General features: G+C 65.9%; 1 protein-coding gene. It reads left to right on the top strand.

Translation table 11 applies throughout. The annotated features are described in order from the left end of the window. Positions 1–132 precede the first annotated feature (132 nt). Positions 133–26,825 (top strand): non-ribosomal peptide synthase/polyketide synthase (locus HCA61_RS19745; protein ID WP_169689913.1); only part of this gene is annotated, 26,693 nt, incomplete at its 3' end.

Here is a 26,825-nt window from a genome sequence, read left to right as displayed (position 1 = left end):
TCGGTCGGTTCGGGATAATGGAGGATCGACTGTCGTTCGGACGTCCGGGGGCGTACCGTCCCCGGACGGCGTCGAACAGCGGAGCGCGCGGTGATACGCCGGTCGCAGGCTATTTTCAGGAGGATGACGTAGATGACGGGTGGTATGGCGGGCAAGCCGGCGCTGACGATCGAGGATCTTCCCCGGTTGCTCGCCGCAGTTGTGGACGTCGACCCCGACCGCATCGCGCTCTCCGATGGTGACACGCAGCTCACCTATGCCGGGCTGCAGCAGGAGATCACCACTCTCGACGGTGCAATGGGCGGTGTGCTCGGCTTCGATGCGCTTCTTCCCGTCGTGCTGTCCAACGTGGCGCCGGGACTCCTGGGGGGTGCCGGCCTGCCGGGAGTCGTCGACACCTTGCTCGCCGATGCATCCGAGGTCCTCGGCGACGACGCATCTGCCCCCGTGACAGCCGATCCGCACACGCTCGTTGCGCGGTTCGATGCGCAGGTCGCGGCAACCCCTGATGCCACAGCGCTCGAGTTCGAGGGCGAGACCCTCACCTATCGAGAGTTCGATGCGCGCGCCAACCGCCTTGCACGTCACCTCATCGAGCTCGGTGTCGGTCCGGACACCCGGGTCGGTCTGTCGATCCGCCGATCCTTCGACCTGCTCATCGGTATGTACGCCATCGTCAAGGCCGGCGGTGCGTATGTCCCCCTCGACCCGGATCACCCCGCCGACCGCAGCGCCTATGTGCTCGAGATCGCCGAACCGGTCGCGGTGGTCACCACCGCGCGCGATGCCGTCGACCTACCCGGAACCGTGCCGGTCGTCGAGATCGACACCCTCGACGTGTCCGGCTACGCCGACGGTCCGATCGGGGAAGACGAGCGGACCGGCGCGTTGACCGCCGACCACCTCGCCTACGTCATCTTCACCTCGGGTTCGACCGGCCGGCCGAAGGGCGTGGCGGTCGAACATCGTGCGATCACCGCGAACATCGCGTGGCGCCAGTCCGAATACGTGATGCGCGCCGACGACGTCGTACTGCAGAAGACGCCGTTCACGTTCGACGTGTCGGTGTGGGAGTTCTTCTGGCCCCTCCAGGTGGGCGCCACGCTCTGCATCGCGATCCCGGACGGGCATCGCGACCCCGCCTACCTCGCCCGGACGATGATCGACCGGGGCGTGACCATCGCACACTTCGTGCCGTCGATGCTCTCCGTCTACCTCGCCGAACCCACCGCGGCATCGGTGACCACCCTGCGCTACGTTTTCGCATCCGGTGAAGCTCTGCCGCCACAGACAGTCGCCCGCTTCTACGAGATCAGCTCCGCGGGTCTGCACAATCTCTACGGCCCGACCGAGGCCGCGGTCGACGTCACCTACTTCGCGACCGCTGCCGACAACACCGTCGTGCCGATCGGTGACGCGGTGGCCGACACCGGTCTGTACGTACTCGACGAAGGCCTGCGGCCTGTACCCGCGGGTGTCGAGGGAGAGTTGTATCTCGCGGGTGTACAGCTTGCACGCGGCTACCTCCGTCGCCCTGACCTCACCTCCGACCGGTTCGTCGCTGATCCCTTCGGCGAACCCGGCGACCGGATGTACCGCACCGGCGACCTTGTCGTACTCGACGACGCAGGCCGACTCGTCTACATCGGCCGGACAGACTTCCAGGTCAAACTGCGCGGACTCCGTATCGAACTCGGCGAGATCGAATCCGCTCTGCTCGATCATCCGGGTGTGCGGCAGTCGGTGGTGGTCGTGCATTCCGACCCCGGCCTCGGAGATCACCTCGTCGCCTACCTGGTCACCGACGGCAGCCACATCGAGCGGACCGAGCTCGCCGATGCAGTACGTCACCGGCTGCCCGACTACATGGTGCCGTCGCTGTTCGTCGAGATGGACGAATTCCCGCTCGGTGCAAGCGGAAAGCTCGACCGCAAGGCTCTTCCCGAGCCCGACTTCAGCTCTCTCGCACGCGAATACCGCGCACCGAGTACGCCGACCGAGCGCGCCGTGGTCGCGGCTTTCGAGCAGGCGCTCGGTGTCGAGAAATTCGGTGTGGACGACGATTTCTTCGAGCTCGGTGGTAACTCCCTGAGCGCGACCCGCGTGGTGGCGCGAATCAACGCCGATCACAAGGTGCGCATCGACGTCCGCGAATTCTTCGACGCGCCCACCGCAGCCGAACTGTCCTCCCTCATCGACACCGCGATCGCCGCGGGTGGTGACGGGCGTGCGCCGTTGGTGGCGCAGGTGCGTCCGGAGCGTGTGCCGTTGTCGTTGGCGCAGCAGCGGATGTGGTTCTTGAATCGGTTCGAGCCGGATTCTGCGGTGAACAACATTCCGGTGGCGATCCGGTTGTCGGGGTCGTTGGATGTGGCGGCATTGCAGGCTGCGGTGTCGGATGTGCTGGGACGGCACGAGTCGTTGCGGACGGTGTATCCGGATGTCGACGGTGTCGGGTATCAGCGGGTGCTGCCGGTGTCGGAGGTCGCTCCTGACCTGTCGCCGGTGGCGGTCGACCCGTCGGACGTGGTCGAGAAGATCACCGAACTCGTCTCGGCGGGCTTCGACGTCACCTCTTCGGTGCCGGTCCGCGTCCGGCTGTTCGAACTGTCGGACACCCAGCACGTGCTGGTTCTCGTTCTGCATCACATTGCGGCCGACGGCTTCTCGATGGGTCCACTGACGCGCGACGTCGTCACGGCATACGCCTCCCGTTCGGCCGGCAACGCGCCGGCCTGGGAGCCGTTGCCGGTGCAGTACGCGGATTATGCGTTGTGGCAGCGGGAGGTGCTGGGTTCGGAGGATGATCCGGACTCGGTGATCTCGTCGCAGGTGGCGTTCTGGCGCGACACGCTCGCGGGCGCCCCGGAACAGCTGGATCTGCCGTCCGATCGGCCCCGCCCGCTGGTGGAATCGTATCGCGGTGCGGCACAGCAGTTCACGATCGGATCCGACCTTCGTGCGAATATTGCGGACCTTGCGCGTCGCACCGGTACCACCGACTTCATGGTCGTGCACGCTGCATTGTCGGTGTTGCTGGCGCGGTTGGCCGGTACCGACGATGTCACGATCGGGACGCCGGTCGCGGGGCGCGGTGAGGCCGCACTCGACGACGTGGTGGGGATGTTCGTCAACACATTGGTGTTGCGGACCCGCGTCGACGGTGGTGAGTCGTTCGACGAGGTGCTTTCCCGGGTTCGCGGTAGTGATCTGGATGCGTTCGGGCACGCGGATGTGCCGTTCGAGCGTCTCGTGGAGGTGCTGAATCCGGAGCGTTCGACGGCGCGGCATCCGTTGTTCCAGGTGATGCTCGCGTTCCAGAACCTCGACGTCGAGTCGCTCGAACTCCCGGCTCTGACCGTGTCTGCGCTCGACGCCGACACCTCAGTGGCCAAGTTCGATCTGCAGGTCACCGTGTCGGACGATGCTGCCGACGGCTACCTCGTCGACCTCACCTACGCCACCGACCTGTTCGACGCGTCCACGATGACTGCTTTCGCCGATCGTCTCGTGCGGGTACTCGAGGCGGTCGTCGCAGATCGGCAGATCGTGGTGGGCGACATCGATCTGCTCGACGCTGATGAGCGGTCTCTGGTGCTGGAGCGGTGGAACGACACTGCACACGAAGTCGAGTCGTCGACGTTGGTGGAACTGTTCGAGGCGCAGGCGCGCCGGTCTCCGGACGCGGTGGCGCTCGAGTTCGAGGGCGAGACGCTGACGTATGCGCAGTTCGGTTCCCGTGTGAATCGTCTTGCGCGGTATCTGGTTTCGTTGGGGGTCCGACCGGAGTCGACGGTGGGCCTTGCGGTGCGTCGATCCTCGGATCTGTTGGTCGGTATGTATGCGATCGCCACAGCCGGTGGCGCGTATGTGCCGTTGGATCCGGATCAGCCTGCCGAGCGCAACGCCTACATCCTCGAGGCCGCCGCTCCGATCGTCGTGCTGACGACCTCGCTCGACGGGTTCACTGACGACGGTGTGGCTTCGGTCGAACTCGACGCGCTCGATGTGTCGGGATTGTCGGATGCGCCGTTGACGGATGCGGATCGCCTGTCGCCGCTGCGCTCGCCGAATGCGGCGTATGTGTTGTTCACGTCCGGCTCGACGGGCCGCCCGAAGGGTGTCGCTGTCTCCCACGCTGCCGCGGTCAACCAGGTGCTGTGGCTGACCTCCGAATACGACCTCGGCCCCGACGACGTTGTGTTGCAGAAGACGCCGTTCACCTTCGACGTGTCGGTGTGGGAGCTGTTCGGCGCTCCGGCGGTCGGTGCCCGACTCGTGATCGCCACTCCCGACGGTCACCGCGACCCCGCGTATCTCGCACGGGTGATTCGCGAGCGGCACGTGACGGCGACATCGTTCGTGCCGTCGATGCTCGCGGTGTTCGCCGGTGCTGTGTCGCGCGAGGAATGCGAGTCCCTCCGCGTCGTCCTGGTCGCCGGTGAAGCCTTCCCGGTGTCGGTTGCCGAGCAGTTCGCGCGCGTCAGCGATGCCGAACTACACAACCTGTACGGACCCACCGAGGCCACCGTGCACGCCACTGCGCGGCCGGTGGGTGATCTCACCGCGGGCTCCGTGCCGATGGGGGCGCCGGTGTGGAACACCGGTGCCTACGTCCTCGACGAGCGCCTCGCGCCCGTTCCGGCGGGCGTGGTGGGTGAACTGTATCTGTCGGGTATCCAGGTGGCACGCGGATACTTCGGTAGGCCGGATCTGACCGCCGAACGCTTCGTGGCCTCACCGTTCCAGAAGGGCGCACGCGTCTACCGCACCGGCGACCTCGTCCGGTGGACATCGGCCGGTGAACTCGAATACCTGGGCCGCAGCGACTTCCAGGTCAAACTGCGCGGTCTGCGCGTCGAACTGGGCGAGGTCGAGTCGGCGCTCCTCGAACGCACCCCCGCAACCCAGGCGGCAGCCGACGTACGTCACGAGCAGTTGGTCGCGTATGTCGTTCCTGCGCAAGGCGATACGTTCGACAGCGTGGGCGCCCAGGAAGCACTGTCCTCGGTGTTGCCCGCGTATATGGTCCCCACGACATTCGTCGTGCTCGATGCCATGCCGCTCGGCACCTCAGGCAAGATCGACCGTAAGGCACTTCCCGAGCCCATCTTCGAAACCCGCCGTTTCCGTGCTCCCACGACACCGATCGAAGAGATCGTCTCAGGCGTCTTCGCGGACGTGTTGGACCTCGACCGGGTGGGCCTCGACGACGATTTCTTCGCCCTCGGCGGCAACTCGCTGATCGCCACTCAGGTGGTGGCCCGCCTCGGCGCAGCACTGGGGACCACCGTTCCGGTGCGCGCCTTGTTCGAAGCGTCCGGTGTCGAAGATCTCGCTGCCCGCGTGGAACGAGCCGGTGGTGACGGACGTGTGCCGTTGGTGGCGCAGGTGCGTCCGGAGCGTGTGCCGTTGTCGTTGGCGCAGCAGCGGATGTGGTTCTTGAATCGGTTCGAGCCGGATTCTGCGGTGAACAACATTCCGGTGGCGATCCGGTTGTCGGGGTCGTTGGATGTGGCGGCATTGCGGGCTGCGGTGTCGGATGTGCTGGGTCGGCACGAGTCGTTGCGGACGGTGTATCCGGATGTCGACGGTGTCGGGTATCAGCGGGTGCTGCCGGTGTCGGAGGTCGCTCCTGACCTGTCGCCGATGGCGGTCTCGGAGTCCGATCTGGTGTCGCATCTGCGGTCGCTCATCTCGGCAGGCTTCGACGTGTCGACGACCGTGCCGATCCGCGTCCGGCTGTTCGAGCTATCGGCATCCGAGCATGTACTGGTATTCGTGGTGCACCACATCGCCACGGACGGTTTCTCGATGGGGCCGCTGACGCGCGATGTCGTCACGGCCTATTCGGTGCGCGCCGCAGGCGGCGAACCCGCGTGGGAGCCGTTGCCGGTGCAGTACGCGGATTATGCACTGTGGCAGCGCGAGGTGCTGGGTTCGGAGGACGATCCGGACTCGGTGCTCTCGTCGCAGGTGGCGTTCTGGCGCGACACGCTGGCCGGTGTCCCCGAGCAGCTGGATCTTCCGGCAGACCGGCCGCGCCCTGTCGTCGCCAGCAACGGTGGTGCCCAATACGAGTTCACCATCGCCTCACACACCCATGACGGAATTCTGCGTCTCGCACGTGAACGCGCTGCGACGCCGTTCATGGTCGTGCACGCTGCGTTGTCGGTGCTGTTGGCACGGTTGGCCGGTACCGACGATGTCGCGATCGGGACGCCGGTCGCGGGGCGCGGTGAGGCCGCACTCGACGACGTGGTGGGGATGTTCGTCAACACGTTGGTGTTGCGGGCACGCGTCGACGGTGGTGAGTCGTTCGACGAGGTGCTTTCCCGGGTTCGGGGTAGCGATCTGGATGCGTTCGGGCACGCTGATGTGCCGTTCGAGCGTCTCGTGGAGGTGCTGAATCCGGAGCGTTCGACGGCGCGGCATCCGTTGTTCCAGGTGATGCTCTCGTTCCAGAATCTCGCGGCGGAGCGCGTCGAACTCCCGGAACTCGTGGTGTCGGGCGTCGATATCGACACCACCACAGCCAAATTCGACCTTCAGTTCGTCGTCACCGAGGCTCGGGATTCTGACGGTTCGGCAACGTACTCGGTGGGTCTGACCTACGCGACCGACCTGTTCGACGAGTCCACCATCTCCGGGTTCGCCGACCGCTTCGTGCGGGTCCTCGACGCGGTGGTCACCGATTCGTCCGTGGCGGTCGGTGACGTCTGCCTGCTCGACGCCGACGAGCGCACCCGGATGGTCGAGGAGTGGAACGACACGGACCACCCGTCGGGCACCTCGTCGACGCTGGTCGAGCTGTTCGAAGCTCAGGCACTGCGCACGCCGGATGCCATAGCTCTCGAATTCGACGGCGAGACGCTCACCTATGCGCAATTCGCCGACCGTGTCCATCGTCTTGCACGTCACCTGGTTGCGCTCGGAGTTGGTCCGGAAGCCCATGTAGGTCTGGCAATCCGGCGTTCGGTCGATCTACTGGTCGGCATGTACGCGATCACCACGGCCGGTGGTGCGTACGTGCCACTCGACCCCGATCAGCCTGGCGACCGCAACGCCTACATTCTCGAGACTGCGGCGCCCGTGGTGGTGCTGACCACCGAGCATGACGGCTTCGAAGCGCCGGCCCCAGGCTCTGCCCCGATCGTACTGATCGATTCGCTCGATCTGTCCGGTGAGGCAGCCGGGCCTCTTTCCGACGCGGAACGTACCGCCCGGCTGCGCGCCTCCGATACGGCCTACGTGATCTTCACCTCCGGGTCGACGGGTCGCCCGAAGGGTGTGGCAGTCACCCACGAGGCCATCGTCAACCGCCTGCACTGGATGCAGGGTGAGTACGAACTCGGCCCCGCTGACGTCGTGTTCCAGAAGACCCCGTTCACGTTCGACGTATCGGTGTGGGAGTTCTTCTGGCCCTTGCAGACCGGCGCTCGTCTCCTGATCGCTGTGCCCGATGGTCACCGGGACCCGCGGTACTTGGTGTCGACGATGCGCGAGAAGTCGGTGTCGGTGGCGCACTTCGTGCCATCGATGCTCGCGGTATTCGCGGCCGAACCCGCAGTCTCGGAGTTGTCGGCGCTGCGATACATCTTTGCATCCGGTGAGGCGCTTCCTGCAACCCTTGCCGCCCGCGTGCGATCGACGCTGCCCACCGTCGGAATCCACAACCTCTACGGCCCGACCGAGGCGGCCGTCGACGTGACCTATCACGAGGTCACTGACGCGGACACCGTCTCTGTGCCGATCGGCGCTCCGGTCTGGAACACGAAGGTGTTCGTCCTCGACGATCGATTGCGACCGGTTCCGCTGGGCGTTGCAGGTGAGCTGTATCTGTCGGGCGTCCAACTGGCCCGAGGCTACGTCCGCAGACCGGATCTCACGGCCGAGCGCTTCATCGCATCGCCGCTCGGATCGGGAGAGCGGCTGTACCGGACCGGCGACCTCGTCAGGTGGCAGGCCGACGGCGAACTCGAATACATCGGCCGCACCGACTTCCAGGTCAAACTGCGTGGTCTGCGCATCGAACTCGGTGAGATCGAATCGGCGCTGCTCGAGCGGGACGACGTGTTTCAGGCAGTCGTGCTGGTCCGTCAGGAACAGCTCGTCGCATATGTCGTGCCTGCTTCGGGGTCGACCTTCGATGATGCCGCGGTCAGCAGGGACCTGTCGTCGCTGCTACCGGCATACATGGTGCCCGCCACCTACGTTGTGCTCGACGCTCTGCCGCTCGGTGCGTCCGGGAAGCTCGACCGCAAGGCCCTCCCGAATCCGGTTTTCGAGGTCAAGAAGTTCCGAGCGCCCACGACGATGCTCGAAGAGATCGTCGCAGGTGTGTTCGCGGAAGTTTTGGGTGTCGACCGCATCGGTCTCGACGACGACTTCTTCGCTCTCGGCGGCAACTCCCTCATCGCGACCCAGGTAGTGTCGCGAATCGGTGCAGCGCTCGACTCGACGGTGCCGCTGCGTCTGCTGTTCGAGGCGTCGACCGTCGAGTGTCTCGCGGCTCGTCTCGAGCACGGAGACGCGGGCGGGCCGCGGCGTCCGCTGGTGGCGAGCGAACGGCCCGCGCAGATTCCGTTGTCCCTGGCTCAGCAGCGCTACTGGTTCCTCAATCAGTTCGACACTGCGTCGTCTGCTGTCGACAACATCCCGATCGCGGTGCGTCTGCTAGGTGAACTGGATGTCGAAGCCCTGCACGCCGCAGCTCTCGACGTGATCGCACGCCACGAGTCGTTGCGCACGGTGTACCCGGACTCACCGGACGGACCGCACCAGGTCGTGATCCCGATGGATCGGGTGGAGCCGGATCTCGCGATCCAGAACGTGACCGACGACGAGCTCGAACGCGAGATCGTTGCCTTCATGTCCACCACATTCGATGTGACGCAACAAGTTCCGGTTGCCGTCCGTATTTTCCGGGTGCGCGAGGACGAACATATTCTCGCGCTCGTGGTCCATCACGTGTCGGCCGACGGAGCATCGGTCGGACCACTGACCCGCGACCTCATGCGGGCCTACGCGGCGCGTTCGCAGGGCGATGCCCCCGGGTGGGATCCGCTCCCTGTGCAGTACGCCGACTACGCGCTTTGGCAGCGTGAGATTCTCGGCTCGGAGGACGACCCCGAGTCGCTCGCCGCGAGGCAGGTCGACCATTGGAAACGCGCGCTGGACGGGTTGCCCGACCAGCTGGATCTGCCCTCGGATCGACCCCGGCCGCCGAGTCAGAGCTTCCGCGGTGAATCCCTGCAGTTCAGCCTCCCGCCCGAACTCCACGGCAGGCTGCAAGGCCTCGCGCGTTCGAAGAACGCCACCCTGTTCATGGTGATCAATGCCGCATTCGCGACGTTGCTGGCCCGGCTGTCGGGAACGGACGACATCGCGATCGGTACGCCCATTGCCGGTCGCGGTGAGCGTGAGCTCGACGACCTGATCGGCATGTTCGTCAACACCCTGGTGTTCCGCACCCGAGTGGACGGCAGCACAAGCTTCGACGAGCTTCTCGAGCAGACCCGCGAGTCGGACCTCGGTGCGTTCGCGAACGCGGATGTACCCTTCGAGCGTCTCGTCGAGGTACTCAATCCGGTCCGTTCCACTGCACGCAACCCGCTGTTCCAGGTGGGTCTGTCGTTCCAGAACCTGGCGCGCACGGAGCTCGAACTGCCCGGGTTGACCGTCAGCTCCACCGACTTCGAACTCCAGCTCGCCAAGACCGATCTTCAGCTCACCGTCTTCGATCACTACGACGACGACGGCGCGCCGGAGCAGATCGACGCCACCTTCACCTACGCAACCGATCTGTTCGACGAGCCCACGGTCGACGGATTCGCGCACCGATTCGTTCGGATCCTGGAAGCGGTCGTCGAGGACCCGACGATCCCGGTCGGCGATATCGAGTTGCTCGAACCGGCCGAGAAGATCCGGACCCTCGAGACCTGGAACGATACCGCGCACGAGGTCACCTCGTCCGCGACGTTGACGGATCTGTTCGACGTGCAGGTCCGCCGCGACCCGAACGCGACCGCGGTGGTGTTCGAAGGTGAATCGCTGACCTACGGCGAGTTCGATGCCCGGGTCAATCGCTTGGCGCGGCACCTGATCGAACTCGGAGTCGGACCTGATTCGACGGCTGTGCTGGCGATGCGCAGATCAGTGGAACTGCTCGTGGGCATGTACGCCGTAGCGAAGGCCGGCGGTGCCTATGTGCCCGTCGATCCCGCTCAGCCGGCCGAGCGCAACGCGTACATTCTCGACACCGCCGCACCGGTCGCGCTGTTGACGACGACCCGGGACGGGTTCACCGGCGCCTCGGGTGGTCGTCCTGTCGCCGTTGTCGAGATCGATGCTGTCGACCTGTCGGGGCTCTCCGCAGAGCCGGTGGCCGACGCGGAGCGTCGCGCACCGCTGCGTTCGTCGAACGCCGCATACGTGATCTTCACGTCGGGTTCGACCGGTCGGCCCAAGGGTGTGACGGTGCCGCACGCCGCAGTGGTCAACCAGATGCTGTGGAAGCGCGAGTACTTCGGTCTCGGAGCAGACGATGCGGTGCTGCTCAAGACTGTTGCGACGTTCGACCTGTCGGTGTGGGAGTTCTGGTCGGCACTGGTCTCCGGTGGGCGCGTGGTGATCGCCTCCGCCGAAGGGCACCGTGATCCGGCATACCTGAATGCCCTGATCGCGGATCAGGGTGTGACGACGCTGCACGTGGTGCCATCGATGCTCGAAGCATTGATGATCGAGTCGAGTGGGAAGTTGTCGTCGTCCCTGCGTCAGGTGTTGGCGATCGGTGAGGCGTTGCCGCCTTCGACGGCGCAGCGGTTCGTGGCGTCCAATGACGCGCGGTTGGTGAACCTGTACGGTCCGACCGAGGCTGCGGTGTCGGTGACTGCCGGTGAGGTGGTGGAGCCGTCGGGTACGTCGGTGTCAATCGGTGTACCGGAGTGGAACACCCGGGTCTATGTTCTCGATGATCGACTGCATCCGGTGCCGGTGGGTGTCTCGGGTGAGCTGTATCTGGCGGGTGTGCAGTTGGCGCGGGGTTACCACGGTCGGGTGGATCTGACCGCGGACCGTTTCGTTGCGTCGCCGTTCGGGTCGGGGGAGCGGCTCTACCGCACAGGCGACCTGGTCCGATTCACGGCAGACGGTGCGTTGGATTATCTGGGGCGCACGGACTTCCAGGTGAAGGTGCGTGGCTTCCGGATCGAGCTCGGTGAAATCGAGTCGGCGTTGCACAACGTGGCCGGTGTCCGCGACGTGGCGGTGGTCGCTCGTGAAGACGGACGGGTCGGCGCGCAATTGGTTGCGTACGTGGTGCCGGAGCCGGGTGTCGTGCTCGCGGTGGCCGATGTGAAAGCTGCCCTGGCAGTGGGGCTGCCGTCCTACATGGTGCCGTCGGCGTTCGTGCTTCTCCCGGCGTTGCCATTGAATGCGAACGGCAAGTTGGATCGGAAGGCGTTGCCGGAGCCGGTGTTCGAGGCTCGTGAGTTCCGTGCCCCGGTGTCACCGGTGGAGGAATCGGTGGCGGCGGTGTTCGCCGAGGTACTCGGAATCGACCGAGTGGGTCTCGACGACGACTTCTTCGAGCTCGGCGGTAACTCGCTGCTCGCGACGCAGGTGGCGTCGCGGTTGAGCTTTGCGCTCGGCACGAAGGTTCCGGTGCGCGCCCTGTTCGAAACGCCGACGGTCGAAGCGCTCGCCGCGGTGGTCGAGTCGCAGGACACGGAGATCCGCGTGCCGCTCGAAGCCGGTCACCGGCCCGACCGGATCCCGCTCTCGCCCGCTCAGCAACGCATGTGGTTCCTCAACCGTTTCGACACCGACACGGCTGCGTACAACGTGCCGATGGCCATTCGGCTGAGCGGCGATCTCGATGTAGATGCGCTGCAGGCTGCGGTAGCGGATGTCGTCACACGTCACGAATCGCTGCGCACCTACTATCCGGAGTCCGTCGACGGCCCGGTCCAGCAGATCGTCCCCGCCACCGAAGTCACTCCGGATCTGCGCCCGGTACGAGTGGCCGAACGCGAGATCATCGGCGCTGTGACCGCCGTGGGAGCCACCACATTCGACGTCACCGACGAAGTGCCGCTCGCTGCGAAGCTCTTCCAGGTCGGAGATTCGGACTACGTGTTGGCGTTCGTCGTCCACCACATCTCAGCGGACGGATCGTCGATGGGCCCGCTGACCCGCGACCTCATGCAGGCGTACGTGGCGCGCTCCCAAGGAGATGTCCCCACGTGGGAGCCGCTGCCGGTGCAGTACGCGGATTACGCAGTGTGGCAGCGAACGGTGCTCGGATCAGAGGACGATCCCGGCTCGCTCGCGTCCAAGCAGGTGGACTACTGGAAAAAGGCTCTCGACGGTCTTCCCGACCAGTTGGATCTTCCGACCGATCGTCCGCGTCCCGCAGTGCAGTCGTTCCACGGTGCACGTGCCGATTTCACTGTCGACGCCGATCTGCATCAGCGGTTGACCGATCTCGGCCGTCAGACCAACACGACGTTGTTCATGGTGCTGCACACAGCGTTTGCAGTGTTCCTCGCGCGGATGTCGGGGAGCGACGACATCGCGATCGGCACTCCGATCGCGGGCCGGGCCGAACGTGAGCTCGACGACCTGATCGGTATGTTCGCGAATACTCTGGTCTTCCGCACCCGTGTGGATGGTCGAGCGGGCTTCGCTGAACTCCTCGAGCAGACCCGCGAGGCGGATCTCGGGGCGTTCGCGAACGCTGACGTTCCGTTCGAGCGTCTCGTCGAGGTGCTCAACCCCGCGCGTTCGACCGCGAGGCACCCGCTGTTCCAGGTGGGTCTGTCGTTCCAGAATCTCGCCCAGTCGTCGCTCGAACTGCCCGGGCTCACGATCACGGGGATCGACGCAGATATGGCGATCTCGCAGTTCGATCTGCACCTGATCGTCACCGATCGATACGACGTCGACGGACGAGCCGCAGGAATCACCGGTTTCTTCACCTATGCGACCGATCTGTTCGACGAGTCGACGGTGGCAGAGTTCACCGATCGGCTCACCCGGGTGCTCGAAGCAGTGGTTGCCGACGCGGCTATGCCGGTCGGTGATGTGCCCCTGCTCGATCAGGTCGAGAAGACCCGGATCCTCGAGTCGTGGAACGACACCGCGTACGGGGTCGACGGCGACGCCACCCTCGTAGATCTTTTCGACCGGCAGGTACGCGAGGATCCGGCCGCCACAGCGCTCGTGTTCGACGGTGGTTCGCTGACCTACGGTGACTTCGACGCGTGTGTCAACCAGCTTGCCCGGCGACTGATCTCGATGGGCGTCGAGCCCGAGTCGACGGTGGTGCTGGCCATCCGCCGCTCGGTCGAACTACTAGTGGGTATGTATGCCGTCGCCAAGGCGGGCGGTGTGTACGTGCCGGTGGATCCGGATCAACCGGATGAGCGCAACGCGTTCATCGTCGAAGCGGCTGCGCCCGCGGTGGTACTGACGACCGAGCGCGACGAATTCGTCATGCCCGAGGAGAGCTCTGTCTCCACCGTGCTGATAGATACGGCCGATCTGTCGGAGTTCTCGACGGAGCCGGTGACGGATGCGGACCGCGTTATGCCGTTGCGTTCGTCGAACACCGCGTATGTGATCTTCACGTCCGGTTCGACCGGTCGCCCGAAGGGGGTGGCGGTTCCGCACGCGGCGATCGTCAACCAGATGCTCTGGAAGCGAGAACACTTCGGCCTCGGTGCAGACGATGCAGTGTTGCTCAAGACGGTCGCGACGTTCGACCTGTCGGTGTGGGAGTTCTGGTCGGCACTCGTGTCGGGCGGTCGCGTGGTGATCGCCTCGCCGGAAGGCCATCGGGATCCGGCGTATCTGAACGCATTGATCGCCGAGCACGGGGTGACGACGTTGCACGTGGTGCCGTCGATGCTCGAGGCGCTGATGATCGACGGTGACGGCCGGTTGGCCGGGTCGCTGCGCCGCATCCTCGCTATCGGTGAGGCGTTGCCGGTGGCGACGGCGGAGCGTTTCGTCGAGCACAACACCGCGCGGTTGGTGAACTTGTACGGCCCGACCGAGGCTGCGGTGTCGGTGACCGCGGGTGAGGTGATCGCGCCGTCCGGTACGTCGGTGTCGATCGGTGTACCCGAGTGGAACACCCGGGCGTTCGTCCTCGACGAGCGGCTGAACCCGGTGCCGGTGGGTGTGCCGGGTGAGTTGTATCTTGCGGGTGCGCAGTTGGCGCGGGGCTATCACGGTCGGGTGGATCTGACCGCGGAGCGTTTCGTGGCGTCACCGTTCGGGGCGGGGGAGCGGTTGTACCGCACCGGCGACCTGGTGAGGTGGACGGCGCAGGGTGAGCTGGATTACTTGTCGCGGACCGATTTCCAGGTGAAGGTTCGTGGTTTCCGGATCGAGCTCGGTGAGATCGAGTCGGCGTTGCGCGAGCAGGACGACATCCGCGAGGTTGCGGTGATCGCGCGTGAGGACGAGCGCACCGGTGCGCAGTTGGTGGCGTATGTGGTGCCGGTGGCGGGCGTGGAACTCGATACGGCCGAGCTGAAGACGGCGCTGGGCTCCCGCCTCCCGTCGTACATGGTGCCCGCTGCGTTCATGGTGCTCGACGGGTTGCCGTTGAATGTGAATGGCAAGCTCGACCGTAAGGCGTTGCCGGAGCCGGTATTCGAGGTGCGTGAGTTCCGGGCGCCGCGTACACCGGTCGAGGAGATCGTTGCGGGTGTGTTCGCGGACGTGCTCGGTGTGTCGAGGGTGGGGGTCGATGACGACTTCTTCGAACTCGGTGGCAACTCGTTGCTTGCAACGCAGGTGGTCTCGCGTATCGGCACAGCGTTGGGTGCCCGCGTACCGGTCCGTATCGTGTTCGACTCTCCGACTGTCGGTGCGCTCGCTGTCGCTGCGGAGCAGCATGCCGACACCGACTCGAGGACGCCACTCGTACCGCAGTCGCGTCCGGACATGGTGCCGCTGTCGCTCGCGCAGCAGCGCATGTGGTTCCTCAACCGCTTCGACACCGACTCGTCGGTCAACAACATTCCGGTCGCTGTGCGTTTGACCGGTGAACTCGATGTGCCCGCGCTGCAGGATGCGGTGCGGGACGTGCTGGTGCGGCACGAGGTGTTGCGCACGATCTACCCGGAGATCGACGGGCGTCCCTACCAATTGATCGTTCCCGCAGCCGAGGCCGCACCCGAGGTCGTCGCCGAAGTCGTCACCGAGGACGACCTCCTCGCGCGTGTCGGCGAGGTCGTGTCGGCCGGTTTCGACGTCACGTCCGAGATTCCGTTGAGGGTTGCGCTGTTCGCACTGACCGACAGCGGAAGCGACGCGGAGAATGCTACTGATCATGTGCTCGCGTTCGTCGCGCACCACATCAGCTCCGACGGCTGGTCGATGGCACCGCTCACGCGCGACGTCATGACCGCCTACGTTTCCCGCGCGGCGGGCGAGGCCCCGGCCTGGGCGCCGCTGCCCGTGCAGTACGCGGACTTCGCAATTTGGCAGCGCGAGGTGCTCGGCAGCGAAGACGACCCGGAGAGTGTGCTCTCGGCTCAGGCAGAATTCTGGAAGGACACCCTCGCCGGTGTCCCGGACGAGCTCAACCTGCCGATGGATCGCCCGCGCCCTCCGGTGCAGTCGTTCACCGGAGGAAAGGTCGAGTTCGCGCTCGATGCGTCCACGCATCGTGAACTGGCTGCGTTGGCCCGCCGGACCGGAACGACCATGTTCATGGTCCTGCACACCGCGTTGGCGGTGTTCCTCGCGCGCATGTCCGATTCCGACGACATCACGATCGGCACGCCGATCGCGGGTCGCGGCGAGCGTGAGCTCGACGACCTGATCGGCATGTTCGTCAACACCCTGGTGTTGCGCAGCCATGTCGATACCGGTGAGACCTTCGAGGACCTGCTGTCGCGGGTGCGTACCGCCGACCTCGACGCGTTCGCGCACGCCGACATTCCGTTCGAGCGGCTCGTGGACGTACTCGAACCCGAGCGGTCCACCGCGCGACACCCACTGTTCCAGGTGGTGCTGTCGTTCGAGAACATGCCGGAAACCGCCCTCGAACTGCCGGGGCTGAGTGTGTCCGGTGTGCCGTTCGAACTCGACATCGCGAAGTTCGATCTCGGACTGACGCTGCGTGAACACGTCGACGCCGGCGGTGATCCGGGCGGACTGTCCGCTGAGTTCTCGTATGCGAGCGCACTGTTCGACCACGGTACGGTCGAGCGGTTCGCGGAGCGATTCACCCGGCTCGTGAACGGCATCCTCGCCGGAACAGCGACACCGGTCGGCGACCTGCCGCTACTCGGCGACGAGGAGTTCGCGCAGCTCACCAGCATGCGCGGGCACGACGTCCTGACCGAGCCGAAGACCCTCGCGGACTTCCTCACTCTCGGTGTGACGATGGATCCCGACGCCACCGCAGTGCGTTACGAGGGACGTTCGATCACCTACCGGGAGATCGACGAAGCGTCGTCGAGACTCGCCCGGACGCTCATCGATCGGGGAATCGGAGCCGAGGACTTCGTTGCCGTCTCGTTCCCGCGTTCGTACGACATGGCGGTCACCGTCATGGCTGTCGCGAAGACCGGCGCCGCACATGTGCCGGTGGATCCCACGTACCCCGCCGAGCGCGTGCGGTACATGCTGTCCGATTCCGGTGCAGCACTGGGTATCACGTCGTCGCAGCACGCCACCGGTCTGCCCGACGACGCGGAATGGCTACTCGTCGACGACCCCGACTTCATCGCTGAGGTCGACGCTCGTGCATCCACACCGATCAGCGACACGGATCGCGTGCGCCCCACTCACGTCCACCAGCCCGCCTATCTGATCTACACCTCGGGTTCGACGGGGCAGCCGAAGGGCGTCGTCGTCACCCACTCGGGTCTGGCCGGTTTGAAGGACATGGTCACCGACCTGTACGGCGTGACGTCCGAGTCGCGGTTCCTGCAGATCTGCTCGCCGAGCTTCGATCCGTCGGTGCTCGAATGGATGGCTGCCTTCTCGTTCGGTGCCACGTTGGTGATCGTGCCGTCCACCATCATCGGTGGCCCCGATCTCGCGGAGTTGCTGCGCACCGAACGGGTGACGCACACGATCATCACTCCGGTGGTGCTGGGGACGATGGAGTCCGACGGCGTCGACAGCTTCGAGGTGCTGTCGGTCGGTGGCGATGTCACCACGCCGGAACTGCTGTCGGAGTGGTCGAAGCGCACGACCTACGTCAACGCGTACGGGCCCACCGAGGCCACGATCGTGTCGACGTTCGGGCAGATGGTGCCGGAGCGCCCGATCACGATCGGTGAGCCCATCGTGGGCATGACCACCCTGGTGCTCGATTCACGTCTGCGGCCGGTCGCGGCCGGTATGGCGGGTGAACTCTACGTGGCGGGCCGTGCCCTTGCGCGTGGTTACCACCGACGCAACGCTCTCACCGCCGAACGATTCGTCCCGAACCCGTACGGCGAAGCCGGCGACCGCATGTACCGCACCGGTGATGTGGTGCGGTGGCGTGCTGTCGAGGATCGTCTCGAACTCGAGTTCGTGGGGCGCAGCGACTTCCAGGTGAAGGTGCGCGGTTTCCGTATCGAGCTCGGCGAGATCGACGCCGTGCTCTCCACGCACGAGACCGTGAACTGGGCGACCACTCTCGGTCGTTCGACCGCGTCGGGTGCGACGGTGTTGGTGTCGTATGTGTTGCCTGCGGCGGGTCGGACTGTGGATGTGGCGGGGTTGACGGAGTTCGTGGCTCGGTCGTTGCCGCCGCATATGGTGCCGTCTGCGGTGGTGGTACTCGATGAGGTGCCGTTGACGCCGGTGGGCAAGTTGGATCGTGATGCGTTGCCGGAGCCGGTGTTCGAAGAGCGTGAGTATCGCGGTGCCGGTAGTGAGGTCGAGGAGATCATTGCGGAGGTGTTCGCGGAGGTTCTGCACTTGGAGAAGGTGAGTGTGGACGAGTCGTTCTTCGCGCTCGGTGGTGATTCGATCGTGTCGATTCAGTTGGTGTCGCGGGCGAAGGCTCGGGGTGTGGTGTTCACGCCGCGGGATGTGTTCGAGCGGCGTTCGGTGGCGGGGCTGGCCGAGGTCGCCTCGCGTGTCGATGCGGATGCGCCGCGGAAGTTGGCCGAACTACCCGGTGGTGGTGTCGGTGATGTTCCGTTGACGCCGATCATGCGTGAGGTGCTGGGCTGGCCCGGCGGTTTCGACAGATTCTCGCAGACCATCGCAGTCAACCTTCCGCAGGACATCACCGCGGACGTGCTCGAGCGGACGATCGGTGCCGTGGTGGATCACCACGATGCGCTGCGGTCGATCCTCGACCGGAGCGACGACGCGGCAACACTGCGCATTCGCGCGACGGGCACTGTCGACGCGTCGTCCCTGATCGCCAGGGTCGAGGTCGCGGCCGAGATCTCCGATACCGATCTCACCGAGATCGCCTCGCGCGAACTCGATTCCGCGCTCGGGCGCCTCGACCCGGAATCGGGCTCGGTACTCCAGTTCGTGTGGTTCGACTTCACCGGCGACACCCGGCCGGGTGTGTTGCTGATCGTCGCGCATCACCTGGTGATGGACGGTGTGTCGTGGCGAATCCTGTTGCCGGATCTCGGTCTTGCGTGGGGGCAGATCGTTGCAGGACAGGATGTACGGCTCGCCGAGGTCGGGACGTCGTTGCGCCGCTGGGCGCACGGTCTCGTCGAGGCGGCGCCGTCGCATCGCGACGAGCTGGAGTTGTGGGAGCGGATTCTCGGTGAACCCGACCCGCTGCTCGCGCATCGTCCCTTCGACCCTGCGGTCGATGTCACCTCCACGGTGGAACGCATCGAGCTGACACTGGATTCACGGCAGACCGAGGCGTTGCTGACCTCGGTGCCGTCGTTGTTCCGTGGTGGCGTCGCCGATGGTCTGGTGGCGGCGTTGGGGTTGGCGTTGGTGCGGTGGCGTCGGGATCGTGGTGTGGAGTCGTCGTCGGCGTTGGTGAAGTTCGAGGGTCATGGTCGTGAAGAGGCTGTGGTGCCGGGGGCGGATCTGTCGCGGACGGTGGGGTGGTTCACGAGTGCGTATCCGGTGCGGGTGGATCTGTCGGGTGTCGATGTCGATGATGCGTTCGCCGGTGGTGTGTCGGTCGGTGCTGCGGTCAAGGCTGTGAAGGAGCAGTTGCTGGCGATTCCGGACCGGGGTATGGGTTATGGCCTGTTGCGGTATCTGGATGGGGAGTCGTCGGTGCGGTTGGGTGCGGTGGCGAAGTCGCCGCAGATCAGTTTCAACTATCTGGGGCGTGTGTCCGGTGCGGATGTGCCGGAGGAGTTGGCGGCGATCGGGTGGGCGCCCACCGGCGCACTCGGCCAGGTCGATGCCGCGCTCGACGCGGATATGCCTGCCAGTGCCGCGATCGACATCAACGCGATCGTGAACGACGGGCCGGAGGGTCCGCAGCTCGGCGCGAACATCGCATTCCCCACCGGACTGTTGGATCGCGAGGATGTCGACGAGTTCGCGCAGCACTGGCGCGCGGCTCTCGACGCGCTCGTCGCCCACGTCGATGCACCCGACGCCGGCGGGCTGACCCCGTCCGACGTCCCGCTGGTGAATGTGACCCAGTCCGACCTGGAACGGTGGGAATCGCGGTACCGGCCGGTGGCCGATGTGTGGCCGCTCTCGCCGCTGCAGTCCGGTCTGTTGTTCCACGCGCTGATGACGGCCGACGATGACGTCGACGTGTACACGATGCAGGCGGTGCTCGACCTCGAAGGCGCGGTCGACGCGGACCGTCTGCACCGGGCGGCTCAGGGACTGCTCGATCGGCATGCGAATCTGCGCACCGTCTTCGTCACCGACGACGACGGCGACTCGGTCCAGCTGGTGCTCGACAACGTGCAGGTGCCATGGCGCACAGTCGACATGTCGTCGGAGGTGGCGTCTTCGGGCGTGACCGTCACCGTCCCGTTCTGGCGCGACGAGGAGACCCGCGGGTTCGTCATGGACACCGGACCGCTGATGCGGTTCGTGCTCGTCTCGCTCGGTGGTGATCGCTACCAGCTCGGCGTGACCACGCACCACGTGCTGGTCGACGGCTGGTCGATGCCGTTGCTCATGCAGGACCTGATGGCCCTGTACGCCACTCGCGGTGATACGTCGATGCTGCCGCGCGCACGTTCGTACCGCTCGTTCCTCGAATGGGTCGGCACACGCGACCTGGAGGCCTCGCGCGGCGCCTGGTCGCACGTATTCGACGGATTCGACGAACCGACACTGCTCGCCCCGCAGTCGCCCCGTCATCCGGGCGCGCACGGCGACGACCGCGTCAAGATCGAACTGGACGCGCAGCGTCTGACCGCGATCAGCGACGCCGCGGCGCGCCTGGGCGTCACCGTCAACACTCTCGTGCAGGCCGCATGGGGCGTGTTGATCGGCCGACTCACCGGCCGCGACGACGTGGTGTTCGGCGCTACCGTCTCGGGACGTCCCGCAGACCTGCCCGGCGTGGAGTCGATGGTGGGTCTGTTCATCAACACCCTGCCGGTGCGGGTGTCCTTCGATCCCGACGAGCCGGTCGCCGAGTTCCTCGGTCGTCTGCAGAGCGAACAGGCCGCGCTGCTCGAACACCACCATCTCGGACTGACCGACATCCAGCGGGCCTCGGGTCCCGCGGTGGCCTTCGACACGCTCACCGTGTTCGAGTCCTACCCACTCGATGAGGAGGGCCTCGCCCAGCAGGCCTCGTCGATAGACGGGATGTCCGTCACGGGTGTCGGTACGCACGATGCCACGCACTACCCGTTGAGCCTGTTCGTTCACGTCAAGACGGGCATGGAAGTCGAACTGCGCTATCAGCGTGCGCTTTTCGATCGCGATCAGGTGTCCACGCTCGTTGCCCGCTTCGTGCGTGCACTCGAGTCGCTTGCCGTGCGGCCTGAGAATCATGTGGGCGACATCGAGCTCCTCGATGCCGCGGAACTCGACCGGATCCTCCACGACTGGAATGACTCCGCGCACGAGCTCGACGCGTCGGCGCTGCTCACCGACCGTTTCGACGCGCAGGCCGCTCGCACACCCGAGGCTGTCGCACTTGTCTACGAAGGTGACTCCCTCACCTACGCCGAGTTCGACGCTCGCGTCACACGCCTCGCACGACACCTGATAGCGGAAGGAGTCGGCCCGGAGTCGCTGGTGGGCTTGGCGATCCGACGGTCTCTCGATCTGATGGTGGGCATGTACGCGATCGTGCGCGCCGGCGGGGCCTGGGTGCCGATCGATCCCGACCATCCCATCGACCGCGTGCGGCACATCCTCGACACGGCGGAGCCGGTGTGCATCCTGACCACGGCCCGCGACGAGTTCGAGGTGCCGTCGGATCTCGGTATCCGGTCGATCGCCATCGACGTGCTCGATCTGTCGAACACCTCGAGTGCACCGGTCACCGATGTGGACCGGATCGCACCGCTGCGTCCCGACAACACCGCCTACGCGATCTTCACGTCCGGTTCGACGGGACGTCCGAAGGGCGTCGCGGTGACGCACCGCGCGATCGTCAACCAGACGGAATGGATGCTGGACGAGTTCGAGATGACCTCGAGCGACGTGTACTTCCAGAAGACCGCCACGACCTTCGACGTGTCGCTGTGGGGCTTCTTCATGCCGTTGAGCGTGGGTGCCCGACTCGTGATCGCGACCCCGGAAGGGCACCGCGACCCCGCGTACCTGTCCGAGGTCATTGCACGCGAGCAGGTCACGATCACCGACTTCGTGCCGTCGATGCTCACGGTATTCGCGGCCCACGCCGACGCCGAAGAATGCCGCACTCTGCGCGACATCTTCGTGATCGGTGAGGCCCTGCCGCCCGAGACGATCGACGGCGTCCGCAGGATCATCTCTGCGGACATCGACAACCTGTACGGACCCACGGAAGCCGCCGTGTCCGCCACCTACTGGCAGGCACCGGCAGCGGATTCGGTCGACGTGGTGCCGATCGGTGTCCCGGAATGGAACGTGCAGGCGTACGTCCTCGACGGCCGGCTCCGACCGGTTCCCGTCGGTGTCCCGGGCGAGCTCTACCTCGCGGGGGTCCAGCTCGCACGCGGTTATGTGCGTCGCCCGGATCTCACCTCGGACCGGTTCGTCGCGAACCCGTACGGTGACTCCGGTGATCGGATGTACCGCACGGGCGACCTCGTGACGTGGAACGAGCACGGTGAACTCGAATACATCGGCCGCACCGACTTCCAGGTGAAGTTCCGTGGCCAGCGCATCGAGCTCGGCGAGATCGAAACCGCGTTGCTTGCCCACGATTCGGTGAACCAGGCCGCGGTACTGGTGGTGCAGACACCCACCGGCGACCAGCTCGCCGGATACGTCGTGCCGGTACCGGGACGGAACATCGACACCGGCGAACTCGTCGAGTTCGTGTCGGAGACACTGCCTGCGTACATGGTGCCGTCCGCGTTGGTCGTGCTCGGAGAGTTCCCGCTCAACACGTCGGGCAAGCTCGACCGCAAGGCGCTTCCCGCTCCGACGTTCGAAGCGCGCGAGTTCCGGGCTCCGACGACACCGATCGAGGAGATCGTTGCGACGACCTTCGCCGATGTCCTCGGAATCGAACGTGTCGGCCTCGACGACGACTTCTTCGCGCTGGGCGGGAACTCACTGATCGCGACGCAACTCGTCGCGCGACTCGGGTCGGCACTCGACGTTCGGATCCCGGTGCGGGTGCTGTTCGAGTCCTCGACGGTGCATGCCCTCGCGGCGCAGGCAGAGCAGCACGCGGGGTCGACGCGCCGGGCACCGTTGGTGCCGCAGCAGCGCCCGGATCGGGTGCCGCTGTCGCTTGCACAGCAGCGCATGTGGTTCCTCAACCGCTTCGACGCGACGTCGAGCGCCGACAATCTGCCTGTGGCAGTGCGTCTGACCGGTGCCCTCGACGTGGATGCGCTGCAGGCGGCCGTGCGTGATCTGCTAGATCGGCACGAGGTGCTCCGCACGATCTACCCGGAGGACGACGGTCGTCCCTACCAACAGATCCTGTCGGTGGATGAGGCGATGCCGAACCTCGACGCGGTGCAGGTCGACGAAGCGGATCTGCCCGCACGGATCCTGGAGATCGTGGGCGCTGGGTTCGACGTGACGACACAGGTTCCGTTGCGTGCGGTGCTGTACAGGCTGGGGAGGTCCGGTTCGGATCACGTGCTGGTGTTCGTCGTCCATCACATCAGTGCCGACGGCTGGTCGATGGCGCCGCTCACGCGTGATGTCATGGCCGCGTACGTGTCCCGTACGAACGGCGAAGAACCTGCCTGGGCTCCGCTTCCGGTCCAGTACGCGGACTTCGCGTTGTGGCAGCGTGAGGTTCTCGGCTCGGAGGACGATCCGGAGAGCCTGCTGTCGACGCAGGCCCAGTACTGGAAGCGTGCGCTCTCCGGTATTCCGGACGAGCTGAATCTGCCGATGGACCGTCCACGTCCACCGGTGCAGTCGTTCGCCGGTGGCCGGGTCGAGTTCGCGCTCGACGCGTCCACGCATCGTGAACTGGCTGCGTTGGCCCGCCGGACCGGCACGACGATGTTCATGGTCGTCCACACTGCGCTGGCGATCTTCCTGGCGCGCATGTCCGACTCCGACGACGTGGCGATCGGCACTCCGATCGCGGGTCGCGGTGAGTCCGAACTCGACGACCTGATCGGCATGTTCGTCAACACCCTGGTGTTGCGGAGCCGTGTCGAGGCGGGCGAGCCGTTCACCGACCTGCTGGCGCGGGTCCGTGAGATCGATCTCGAGGCGTTCGCCCACGCGGACATCCCGTTCGAGCGGCTCGTCGAGATCGTCGAGCCCGAGCGGTCGACGGCGCGGCACCCCCTGTTCCAGGTGGCCCTGTCGTTCGAGAACCTGCCGTCCGCAGGACTCGAACTTCCGGAGCTGAGTGTGGCCGGGGTGCCCTTCGAGGTGGACACGGCGAAGTTCGACCTGTCGCTCACGCTGCGCGAGGGCATCGGGCAGGACGGCGCACCTGCCGGCATATCGGCCGAGTTCTCCTACGCGAGTGCGTTGTTCGATCACGGTACTGTCGAACAGTTCGCGCATCGGTTCGAGCTGCTGCTCTCCGGTATCCTCGCTGATCCGCAGGCGCCGGTCGGGGATCTCCCGCTGCTCGGCGGCGACGAGTTCGGCCGGCTCACGCACGTCCACGGGGATCACGTCGGAGCGGGTGGGACCCTCGCCGATATCCTCACAGCGGCGGTCACGCTGGATCCGAACGCCACCGCGGTCCGTTACGAGGGTCGCTCGATCAGTTACCGCGAACTCGACGAGACCTCGTCGCGGCTCGCGCGCATCCTCATCGGACGAGGCGTCGGCCCGGAGGACATCGTCGCGGTGTCGTACCCGAGGTCGTACGGGATGGTCCTGAGCGTGTGGGCGATTGCGAAGGCCGGTGCCGCGCACCTGCCGGTCGACCCCACGTATCCCGTCGACCGTGTGCGGTACATGCTGGCCGATTCCGGCGCGGTCCTCGGTATCACGTCCTCGAACTACCTCGACGGACTACCCGGGGACTCCGACTGGATCGTGCTCGACGATTCGACGTTCACCAGTGAGCTCGAAGGGCAGTCGGCGCTGCCGGTGGGCGCCTCCGACCGGGTGCGTCCGCTGTCGCTGTTCCACCCGGCCTACGTCATCTACACCTCGGGTTCGACGGGCCGCCCCAAGGGCGTCGTCGTCACACACCAGGGTCTGGGCGGGGTTGTCGACACCGCTGTCGAGCTGTACCACCTGCGCGCCGGTCATCGGTTCCTGCACATCTGCTCACCGAGCTTCGATCCGTCGGTGCTCGAGTGGATGGCGGCGTTCACGAGCGGCGCGACGCTGGTCATCGTGCCGTCGACGATCATCGGTGGCCCCGATCTCGCGGAGTTGCTGCGCACCGAACGGGTCACGCACACGATCATCACCCCGGCGGTGCTCGGGACGATGGATCCGACGGGTATCGACAGTCTCGAGGTCGCGTCGGTCGGTGGCGACGTCACCACACCGGAGTTGCTCGCCAAGTGGGCACCGGGACGTAAGTACTTCAACGGGTACGGACCCACCGAGACGACGATCATCTCGTCGTTCGCGCGGCTCGAACCGGGGCGTCCGATCACCATCGGTCATCCCACTCACGGGGTGTCCGCACTCGTGCTCGACACGCGGCTGCGTCCCGTCCCGGAGGGCGTCGCCGGTGAGCTGTACATGGCCGGCGCTGCTCTTGCCCGCGGTTATCACGGCCGCAGCGCTCTCACCGCCGAGATGTTCGTTGCCAATCCTTACAGCCCGGACGGCTCACGCATGTACCGCACCGGTGATGTGGTGCGGTGGCGTGCGGCCGAGGATCGTCTCGAGCTGGAGTTCGTGGGGCGCAGCGACTTCCAGGTGAAGGTGCGCGGATTCCGTATCGAGCTCGGCGAGATCGACGCAGCCCTGGCGGCACATGAGACCGTCGATTTTGCCGCAACGCTCGGTCGCTCGACGGCGTCGGGTGCGACAGTGTTGGTGTCGTATGTGTTGCCTGCGGCGGGTCGGACTGTGGATGTGGCGGGGTTGACGGAGTTCGTGGCTCGGTCGTTGCCGCCGCATATGGTGCCGTCTGCGGTGGTGGTACTCGATGAGGTGCCGTTGACGCCGGTGGGCAAGTTGGATCGTGATGCGTTGCCGGAGCCGGTGTTCGAAGAGCGTGAGTATCGCGGTGCCGGTAGTGAGGTCGAGGAGATCATTGCGGAGGTGTTCGCGGAGGTTCTGCACTTGGAGAAGGTGAGTGTGGACGAGTCGTTCTTCGCGCTCGGTGGTGATTCGATCGTGTCGATTCAGTTGGTGTCGCGGGCGAAGGCTCGGGGTGTGGTGTTCACGCCGCGGGATGTGTTCGAGCGGCGTTCGGTAGCGGGGCTGGCCGAGGTTGCTGTTCGCAGCGACGAGTCCCAGGACCTCGTGCGGCTCGAGGAACTGCCCGGTGGTGGTGTCGGTGATGTTCCGTTGACGCCGATCATGCGTGAGGTGCTGGGCTGGCCCGGCGGCGTCGACCGGTTCTCCCAGTTCGTCTCCGTGACCCTTCCACAGGACATCACCGCGGACGTGCTCGAGCGGACGATCGGTGCCGTGGTGGATCACCACGATGCGCTTCGGTCGATCCTCGACCGTGACGACGCCGGCATCACCTTCCGCGTGCGCGGTGCCGGTGACGTGGAGGCAGGATCCCTCCTCACCCGCGTAGAGGCTCCCGCCGACATCAGCGACGAGGACCTGACCGCCCTCGCCGGACGTGAGATCGACGCTGCCCTCGGCCGACTCGACCCGTTCGCCGGGGCGATGCTGCAGTTCGTGTGGTTCGACTTCGGTTCGGCCGGGCGTGCCGGTGTGCTCGCCGTCGTTGCCCATCACCTCGTGGTCGACGGTGTGTCATGGCGAATCCTGTTGCCGGATCTCGGTCTTGCGTGGGGGCAGATCGTCTCCGGACAGGAGAGGGTCGAGCTTGCCGCAGTCGGGACGTCGTTGCGGCGCTGGGCTCACGGTCTCGTCGAGGCGGCACCGTTGCACCGCGACGAACTGGGGCTCTGGGAACAGATTCTCGAGGGACCCGATCCGCTGCTCGGCGAGCGGCCGTTCGATCCGTCCGTGGACACCGCGTCCACCGTGGAGCGTTTCGACGTCAGCGTGCCCGCCTCGGACACCGAGGCGTTGCTGACTTCGGTGCCGTCGTTGTTCCGTGGTGGTGTCGCTGATGGTCTGGTGGCGGCGTTGGGGTTGGCGTTGGTGCGGTGGCGTCGGGATCGTGGTGTGGAGTCGTCGTCGGCGTT

Source organism: Rhodococcus sp. HNM0563 (assembly GCF_012726195.1).
Classification (GTDB): Bacteria; Actinomycetota; Actinomycetes; order Mycobacteriales; family Mycobacteriaceae; genus Rhodococcus.
Note: the sequence above shows the minus strand (reverse complement) of the source record. Positions and strands in the feature narration are given on the sequence as shown.